The following is a 9,122-nucleotide window of genomic DNA, read 5'->3' on the forward strand; positions in this document are numbered from 1 at the left end:
TGACATTCAGCTTTTCAGGTTGTTCAAGATTCCTCCGGATGTTCCGCCTGCCATGCAGCGATGGCATGCAAAAAATCCTTGCCGTACTTCTGGCTTTTGACGATACCTACGCCGGACACCTGCCGCAGCTCTCCCATGGTACGGGGCTTTTTGCGGCACATATCCCGCAGCGAGGCATCTGTAAAAATGATGTATGCAGGAACACCCTCCGCTCTGGCGAATTCCGTTCGCAGCTCCCGCAGCTTCTGAAACAGTCCCTGTTCCTCCGACGATACGGAATCGTCGCTGCTTCCCATGGAGATGCGCTTCTTCTGCACAATGGGCACACGGTGCGACACCTGTTTTTCGCCCCGAATCACCGCAGCCGAACCGCTGGTCAGGACAAGCTCCGAAAACTCCTGAAACGGCCGCAGCGCCAGACACTCCATCTCCACCAGTTCGTCGATCAGCTGTGCCACCTGCCGCCGTGTCATTTTTTCGATGATGCCGTAGGTGGAGAGCTTGTCCAGCCGCATCCGCAAAATGGATTCTTTTTTGCTGCCGATGAGGATATCGGCGGTCATGGTGCGGCTCAGGTGATAGCCCGCTTTTTGCCCACGATATACGCAGGAGATGATTTTTTTTGCCTCCAGCGTGACGTCCTCCTCCCGATAGTTGGTCAGACAGCAGGAACAGTTCCCACAGGTCTCCGGCGCTTTTTCGCCGAAATATTGCAGCATCCGCCGCCGCAGACAGCTGGTGGAGGTGGCGTAAAATGTCATCTGCCGGAGCCGTTCCTCCCCCTTTTGCAGGAGGGATTCCCGCAGCGATGCCTCCTCAATCTCGGCATTTTCCTTTCCCCGTTCCAGCAAAAACTGATTGGTGCGGACATCCCGTCCGCTGTACAGCAGGATGCACTGCGCCGGTTCTCCATCTCGTCCGGCACGCCCAGCCTCCTGATAGTAACTCTCCAGATCCATGGGCATCTGGTAGTGAATGACAAAAGACACGTTGGACTTGTCGATTCCCATGCCAAAGGCGTTGGTCGCCACCATAATCGTCTGGCGGTCATAGAGAAAATCCTCCTGATTGGCGGAGCGCTCTTTTTCAACAAGTCCGGCGTGGTATCGTGTGGCAGGATATCCTTTCTCACGCAAAGCATTGCAGACGTCCTCCACGGCTTTTCGGGTGGAACAATAGATGATTCCGCTTTTTCCGACATTTTCCGTGAGAATCTGAATGACCTCGTCCATTTTCTTCTGTGGCTGGCGCACACCGAAAAACAGATTCTTCCGGTCAAACCCTGTCTTTACCGACACCGGATTTTGCAGGTGCAGCAGCGCGGCAATATCCGTCTCGACCTGCTGAGTCGCCGTGGCAGTGAACGCACAGCAGACCGGACGAACCGGCAGCTGCTCCACAAACGGCACGATGTCCAGATAGCTCTGCCGGAAATCCTGTCCCCACTGGGAAACACAGTGTGCCTCATCCACCGCCACCATGGAAACCGGAACCTCTGCTGTCAGCGCAAGAAAATGCTCCGTCATCAGGCGCTCCGGTGCAGCATACAGAATCCGGTACTGTCCGTTCCGCACTCCGATCATCGTATCGGCAAACTGTGCGGGCGAGATGGTACTGTTGAGGTACGCCGCCGGAATCCCCACCTGATGCAGCGCCTCCACCTGATCTTTCATCAGAGAGATCAGCGGAGAAATGACGATTGTCAGCCCCGGCAGGAGCATGGCGGAAATCTGATAGCACACGGATTTTCCGGCACCAGTGGGCATGATCGCCAGCACATCCCGCCCCTGCAAAATGGCATCGATTGCCTGCTTCTGTCCGCTGCGGAACTCCCGATGTCCAAAATACTGCTGCAGCAGCGCCTCCGGTGTTCTCACAATTCCTGCGCTCCTTCCTTCGGCAGCGGATGCCACCGTTCCAGCTCCTCCTGTGCCGACCGCAGCAGAAGTTCGCTGGGATTCTCGCCGCCCATGATTCGGGCGATCTCACGAATACGCCCCTCCTCGGTCAGCGGCATGACATGTGTTTCCGTTCTGCCGCAGTCCGTCTGCTTTTCGATCATCAGATGATGATCCGCCATCACTGCGATCTGCGAGAGGTGCGTCACGCAGAGCACCTGCCGCAGCTGTCCCACCTCACGGAGTTTCATTCCGATCTTCTGAGCCGCTTTTCCGCTGACACCGGTGTCGATCTCATCGAAAATCAGCGTGGGGATGCTGTCCCGATCGGCGATGACGCACTTCAGCGCCAGCATGATGCGGGACAGTTCACCGCCGGAGGCAATGCGTGCCAGCGGGCGTGGCTCTTCCCCACGGTTGGCGGAAATCAGAAATTCCAGGTTGTCCATACCGTGAATGGTCAGCTTTCCCATAGTGTGCTTTCCGGTCAGCACCACATTGGGCATATTCAGGAATGCCAGCTGTTCTGTCACCTGTGCAGCAAAACGCTCCAGCAGCTGCGCACGGTACTCTGAGAGCTCCTTTGCCTGCGTGGACACCTGCTCCAGCAGCTGCTTCTTTTCCTCCCGCAGCGCCTCAATTTCCGCTGCATCGCTCTGCATCTGCTGAAGCTCTTCCTCCGCCTGCTGATACTGCTGCATCAGTTCATCCCCCGTGCACTGATACTGCTTGCCCAGCGCACGGATTTCCTGTAACCGTTTCGTGACCTGCGCGTACCGTGCCGGATCCATATCCAGCTGTTCCCGCAGATTCCGGCACTCCGCAGCGATGTCCTCCACCTCAATGCGCACGGTGTTCAGACGCTCATACAGTGCGGAGAAATCGCTGCGCAGCTCGGCAATGGCGGACAGTTCCTCCGCTGCCTCCTCGGTGCGATCCACCGCAGTTCCGCCGGACTCCTCACCGCTGAGCAGTTCCTCCGCATTCTGAAGCGCACTGGAAATCCCGCCCACATGCTGGAGCAATTCCAGTTCCTCCTCCAATGCGGATTCCTCTCCGGCTTCCAGCCCCAAGTCCTCCACATCCTGCACCAGCTGTCGCAGATACTGCCGGCGGTGCGCCTTCTCCTGTTCCAGCTTTCCCAGGTGGTTCAGGCGTTTCGCCGTCTGCTGCAATGCACGAAAGCTCTCCTGATACCGGTGCAGCCGTGTGTCATCTCCGCCAAAAGCGTCCAGAATTTGAAGATGGCATTCCGGCGAGAGCAGCACCTGATTGTCATGCTGTCCGTGGATGTTGATCAGCGTGCTGCCGATCTCCCGCAGCACGGAAACCGTAGTGGTATATCCATTGACCCGTGCTGCACTTCCGCCGTCCGCTGCGATCTCCCGTGTCAGCAGCAGCTCGTCGTCCTCGTGGGAGATGGAAAGCGCATCCAGCTTGGCGCAGACCGCCGGAGAGAGCTTGGTAAACAGCGCCGTAATGACCGCTTTTTTGCAGCCGGTCCGCACGATATCTCTGGTCACACGCTGCCCCAGTACGGCATGAATGCCATGGATCAGGATGGATTTTCCGGCACCGGTCTCCCCGGTGAACACGTTCAGATGGGGCGAAAACGGAATACGGGCGTGGGCGATGACTGCCAGATTTTCGATTTCCAGTTCTGCTAACATCAAAAGCCTCCCTTTCCTGCCGATGATCCAAAGAACAGCGCAAACTCCCGTGCCAGCGTTTCCGTCCGGAGCAGAACGAACACCGTATCATCTCCGGCAATCGTTCCAACAACACCCTCACGCTTCACGGAATCCAGCGCCACTGCCACCGCCTGCGCCATGCCGGAGCGGCAGTGAATCACCGCCATGTGTCCGGCATAATCGGTGCGGAGCACGGCGTCCTGAAAAATACCGCTGGTGCCCTCCTGGATCACCGGTGCTGTATAGCAGGCACGCTTTCCGCTGCGTCGCTGCTTGACCAGATGCAGCTCCCGAATGTCCCGTGAGAGCGTCGCCTGCGTCACCTCGAATCCCATGGCTGCGACTCTCTCCCGCAGCAGCTCCTGCGTCGGGATCTCTTCCCGTGCGATCAAAGACAAGATTGCGTCCTGCCGTTCCTTTTTCATGACAAACCTCCAGACATGCTATTTTCCATCTTTCAGGGACTGCATCAGTTTTCGGCTGAGGGAATCGAAAAAGGTGTTTCCGCTCAGATCCAAAATTCCCAGCATCTCTGAAGCACCGGAAATTTCCAGTGTCTCCTCCTCCCGAAATTCCACCGGTTTTTCCCCATCTGCACAGAGATAGACATCGTGGTCTTCCCGTACCCGACACGACACCTGCAATTCATTGTGGGGCGAAAACAAGATGGGACGGGCAGAGAGGGAGTGGGGACAGATGAGCGTCATCTCGATGCAGGGAAACTCCGGCTCGATGATCGGCCCGCCGGCAGAGAGGGCATAAGCGGTAGAGCCTGTCGGCGTGCTGAAAATCAGCCCGTCCGCCCGATAGTTGCCAAGCACCACGTTATTGCGGGAGACTGTGAACTCGATGACACGGGAAAAATTACGGGAAATGACGATGTCATTCAGCGCCAGAAATTCCCGCTTACAGGTGCCGTCCGGCTGTAACAGTCTGCCCTTGAGCAGCATTCTGCGGGAAACTCGATAGTCCCCCGTCTGAAGCCGTGCCACTTCGCCGATCTGATCCGGCTCCATGGATGCCAGAAAACCGAGCCGTCCGGTATTGATGCCGAGCAGCATCGCCTTTGTTCCCACCACATGGCGGGCGCAGTGTAAAATGGTGCCGTCTCCGCCAATGGCAATGGCAACATCAGCACTCTGCACTGCCTCCAAAAACGGCGCATAGCAGACAAATGGCAGGCCGCTTAGCAGCTTCCGGCAGCACGGGTCTGCCCAGACGGCAATGCCATTCCGGTACAGTGCGTTGCACACATCCTGTGCCACCGATGCAGCGCTTTTGTTCTGCAAATGGTGAAATAACACGACCTTCATTTCCGTCCCTCCTTCGCCAGCGCCGCCTGCACGACGGCAGCAAGGTCAGGAATCTCCGCCGGTGTTCCGCCTTTTTCCGCCACGGCGAGGTACTCAGCATTGCCGGTTCCGCCCCGAATGGGGGAGGGACACAGCAACTGCACTTCCAGTTCCAGCTGGTGCAGCAGCGCCAGCGTATTCACCAGCACATTCTGATGGACACGCGGCGAGGTGACCAGACCGTTTTTCCCGATGTTCTCCCGTCCCGCCTCAAACTGAGGCTTGATGAGAATCGCCGCTTTTCCGCCGTGCGCCAGAAATGCTGCCGCAGACGGCAGCACATGGGTCAGAGAGATAAAAGAAACATCGACGGAAAAAAAGTCGACTGGCTCCGGCAGCTGCGCCGGTGTGACGCTGCGGATATCCGTTCCCTCCCAGTTTACCACACGGGAATCCTGCCGCAGGGATTCCGCCAGCTGACCGTGCCCCACGTCCACCGCATAGACACGCCGTGCCCCGTGCTGGAGCATACAGTCTGTGAAACCGCCGGTGGATGCGCCAATGTCCATACAGACCAGGCCATCCAGCTGCAATCCGGCTGCCTGCACTGCATGTTCCAGCTTCAGACCGCCACGTCCCACGAAGGGCAGATCTTCCCCCTCCATGGTCACCTGGTCGCCCTCCGCCACTCCATACGCCGGCTTGGTACAGACGACACCGTTGACGAAAATCTGTCCGTTTCGGATGAGTCCCTGCGCACGCTGCCGGCTGGGTGCCATGCCATGTTTGGAGAGCCAGATATCAAGTCTCGCCATCGCCCTGTTCCTCCTGATAGATCTGCTGGATGTGCCGGAAAATAGCATCCGCAGAGAGCTGCATTTTTTCGATTTGCGATGCCATGGACGCATGCGCCAGATACTCCTTCGGAGCGACACGCCGATAGCTGCCGTGGAATCCGTGCTGCATCAGCGCATCCCCGAAGATCTGGGAAATACCGCCGTAATAGTACGCCTCCTCCAGGAAGAGCACGTGCTGATAAGTAGATGCCAATTCCACCACAGCATCCGACAGCGGAAAAATCCGTGTCAGCTTGAGCAGATCGCAGGGCATTCCGGCTTCCTTGGCACGCCGGCTCGCCTGATACAGGTTGTCGTAGATTCTGCCGTAGGAAATACACAGCACGTCTGTCCGCTGCCCGGACACGTGGGTGTACTCGGTGTTCAGCGCAGACTTGTCAAAGACGCTGTTGTCCGCCCCGCGGGGATACCGCACACAGGCAAGTCCCTTGTCCCGATACAGCGCCCGCCGCAGACAGAGCCGCAGCTCGTCATAACATGCCGGTGCATAGATCGTTGTATTTGGCACTGTGGCGAGATAGGAAACGTCGTACAAGCCGTGGTGCGTTTCGCCATCCTCGCCCACAACACCGGCACGGTCAACGCCCAGCACCACGTGCAGTCCGCCGATCGCCACATCGTGCATCAACTGGTCATAGGCACGCTGGAGAAATGACGAGTACACGGCAAACACCGGCAGCTGTCCCGTAGAGGCAAGCGCTGCCGAAAATGTAACCGCATACTGCTCGGCAATCCCCACGTCAAAATAACGCTTCGGAAATTCCTTCGCAAAATAGTGCAGTCCTGTGCCGCTTTCCATGGCTGCCGTGATGGCGCAGATCCGGCTGTCCCTGACTGCCAGGTGGGTCAGCTCCTGCCCAAATACGCTGGAATAGGAGTCCTTGCCGGACACCTCCGGATTGCCGGTCTCAATGTCAAACTTTGAGATGCCGTGATACTCTCCCGGATTCTGTTCCGCCGGCGGATATCCCTTGCCCTTGACAGTGTTGAGGTGAATGAACACCGGCCGGTGATACTGCTTTGCCGCCAGAAGCACCTCTTCAATAGCACCCTGATCGTGACCGTCCACCGGTCCAAGGTAGACGAAGCCGAAGTCCTCGAACAGGGTAGCAGAGTGCAGCAGCGCCTCCCGCACCACACTCTTGGAGTTCTTGATGACTTTCGCCACCGACGGGCCGATGACTGCCGTCTGGTTCAAGCGGCGTTCCACCGCCTTTTTTGTGCGCACATAGCCCTCGCTGCCACGAATCGATGAGAGATACCGTGCCAGAGAGCCGACGTTTTTGGAAATCGACATGTCGTTGTCGTTGAGAATAACGATCAGATTGTTGCCGGATTTTCCGGCATTGTTCATTCCCTCATACGCCAGCCCGCCGGTCATTGCGCCGTCTCCGATGACTGCAATGGCGAAGTGCTCCCGATCCCCCTGCAGACGCATGCCCTCGGCAATGCCGTTTGCCACGGAGATTGCCGTGCTGCTGTGCCCGCTGATAAAGACATCGTGCTCCGATTCCGAAGGCTTTGGAAATCCGGAAATTCCGTCCTCCTGCCGAAGCGTAGAGAACGCATTCAGCCGGCCTGTCAGAATCTTGTGCGTGTAACACTGGTGCCCAACATCCCATACAAATTTATCTTCCGGAGAAGTGAAAACACGGTGCATTGCCACCGTCAGCTCCACTGCTCCCAGATTCGAAGCCAAATGTCCGCCGGTCTTGGAAACTGTTTCGATCAGCAGATTCCGAATCTCCTGACACAGTTCCTGACACTGCGCCATATCCAGCTTCTTCAAATCCCCCGGCAAATCCAGCTGTTCCAGCAGAGATTTCTCCGGCAACGGGACTTTTTTCATATCCATTTTTTCCATTTCTGCAACAGTGCTTCGTTTTTTCTGCATCTGTGCCCGACCTTCTGCCAAAACGGCAAAAAGTCCCCCTCCTTATTGTTATTTTTCCCGATTCAACAGGGAATCCGTCAAATCCAGCAGGAACTCATGACCGACGAACTGCTGCAGCAGTTCCTCCGCCTCCTGTGTCAGACGGGCAGCTTCTTCCCGTGCCCGTTCCAGTCCCAGCAGTGTGACGAACGTCGTCTTTCCCTCTTCGACATCGCTGCCGACCGGCTTTCCCAAAACATCGGTCGTACTGGTCACATCCAGAATATCGTCCACGATCTGGAACGCAAGTCCCAGCTTTGCGCCGTACTGATCTGCCAGCGCAACCACGGATTTCGGCGCACCCGCTGCCACACAGCCCAGACGGCAGGCCCCACGAATCAGTGCGCCCGTCTTGGCAGCGCACATTGCCTCCAGATCCGCCTGCGTCACATCATCCCGTGTCTCATATTCCATATCCATGACCTGACCGCCGATCATACCGGCGGCACTGGTCGCCTCTGCCAGAATCTGCATCAGCTGCACCTTGACAGCATCGTCCTGCACCGGATCCTCTGCAATTACACGAAATGCCTGTACCGAGAGGGCATCGCCTGCCAGAATCGCCGTTGCCTCATCAAACGCCTTATGGCAAGAGGGTTTGCCGCGCCGGAAATCGTCGTTGTCCATGGCAGGCAGGTCATCATGAATCAGCGAGAATGTATGAATCATCTCAATGGCGCAGGCTGCTGCCATTGCCTGCTGCACGCTTCCGCCGCAGAGTCGGCAGAATTCCAGCACCAGCACCGGACGAATCCGCTTGCCGCCGGCATCCAGCGAGTACTGCATTGCTGCGATAACACGCTTCTGCCGTTCCACCTCCGGTGTCACTTGCAGTCGCTCGTCCAATCCGGTTTCTACGAGATGTACCAAACGTTCCAGTTCCTGTTTATTTTCCAGTTTCATCTTCCGAATCCTCCTGTTTTTGCAGCGGGACGGTCTGTTTGCTGATCTGCAGCTTCGCCTGTTCCAGTTCCTTCTGGCAGGCTGCCGCCAGTTCCATGCCCTGTGCATACAGCTGCACTGCCTCTTCCAAAGGCAGACTGCTCTGCTCCAGCTTCTGCGTCAACTCCCGCAATTGTTTCATCTGTTCTTCCAATGCCATGCCTGTATTCCTCCAATGGTGTCCGCTTACGCTTTCACCTCAGCTGTAATTTCACCTTCTGCCAGCTGCACCCGCAGGATATCTCCGGGCTGCACCTGTTCCGCACGCCGTACCAGTTCTTCTCCCTGATATACCAGCGCATAGCCACGCCCCAGAATTTTCAGCGGACTGAGCATTTCCAGCTTTTCCGCCTGCTGCCGCAGCTGGTTCTCGTACCGTTCCAGCACCGCCGCACCGCCACGCACCAGGCGCCGGTACAGATGTTCCAGCGCCTGCTGTTCCATGGATTGCCGGTGTGCCGGAGATTGCAGGCGCAGCCGGTCGCAAAGACGTTCCAGCTCCTGCTGGC

At 57.3% G+C, this 9,122-nt stretch carries 9 protein-coding genes; all 9 read right to left on the minus strand.

Annotation, left to right across the window (positions count from 1 at the left end; genetic code table 11):
• Positions 1–23: 23 nt before the first annotated feature.
• Positions 24–1,877, minus strand: coding sequence for a DNA helicase RecQ (recQ, locus tag QZL66_RS09390; RefSeq protein WP_022411460.1), 1,854 nt, complete (start codon positions 1,875–1,877; stop codon positions 24–26).
• Positions 1,874–3,568 carry a DNA repair protein RecN gene (recN, locus tag QZL66_RS09395; RefSeq protein WP_022411461.1) on the minus strand — a complete coding sequence of 565 codons (1,695 nt, stop codon included), beginning with the start codon at positions 3,566–3,568 and terminating at the stop codon, positions 1,874–1,876. Before recN ends, recQ begins: the two co-directional genes overlap by 4 nt.
• The gene (locus QZL66_RS09400; protein WP_022411462.1) at positions 3,568–4,014 is read right to left on the minus strand and encodes an arginine repressor; all 447 of its coding nucleotides are present in this window, start codon (positions 4,012–4,014) and stop codon (positions 3,568–3,570) included. Before QZL66_RS09400 ends, recN begins: the two co-directional genes overlap by 1 nt.
• 18 nt (positions 4,015–4,032) lie before the next feature.
• A complete protein-coding gene (locus QZL66_RS09405) occupies positions 4,033–4,902 on the minus strand; it encodes an NAD(+)/NADH kinase (RefSeq protein ID WP_022411463.1) in 870 nt (289 codons plus the stop codon).
• A complete protein-coding gene (locus tag QZL66_RS09410; RefSeq protein WP_022411464.1) occupies positions 4,899–5,696 on the minus strand; it encodes a TlyA family RNA methyltransferase in 798 nt (265 codons plus the stop codon). Before QZL66_RS09410 ends, QZL66_RS09405 begins: the two co-directional genes overlap by 4 nt.
• The gene (gene dxs / locus QZL66_RS09415) at positions 5,683–7,587 is read right to left on the minus strand and encodes a 1-deoxy-D-xylulose-5-phosphate synthase (protein ID WP_293602190.1); all 1,905 of its coding nucleotides are present in this window, start codon (positions 7,585–7,587) and stop codon (positions 5,683–5,685) included. Before dxs ends, QZL66_RS09410 begins: the two co-directional genes overlap by 14 nt.
• A gap of 93 nt (positions 7,588–7,680) precedes the next feature.
• Entirely contained in the window at positions 7,681–8,574 is an 894-nt protein-coding gene (locus tag QZL66_RS09420; protein WP_022411466.1) for a polyprenyl synthetase family protein, read from the minus strand.
• Positions 8,558–8,773 carry an exodeoxyribonuclease VII small subunit gene (gene xseB, locus QZL66_RS09425; protein ID WP_022411467.1) on the minus strand — a complete coding sequence of 72 codons (216 nt, stop codon included), beginning with the start codon at positions 8,771–8,773 and terminating at the stop codon, positions 8,558–8,560. Before xseB ends, QZL66_RS09420 begins: the two co-directional genes overlap by 17 nt.
• 26 nt (positions 8,774–8,799) lie before the next feature.
• On the minus strand, positions 8,800–9,122 hold a 323-nt coding region (locus QZL66_RS09430), incomplete at its 5' end, for an exodeoxyribonuclease VII large subunit (RefSeq protein WP_293602192.1).

This window comes from Ruminococcus sp. CAG:330, assembly GCF_000437175.1.
GTDB lineage: Bacteria > Bacillota > Clostridia > Oscillospirales > Ruminococcaceae > Ruminococcus_C.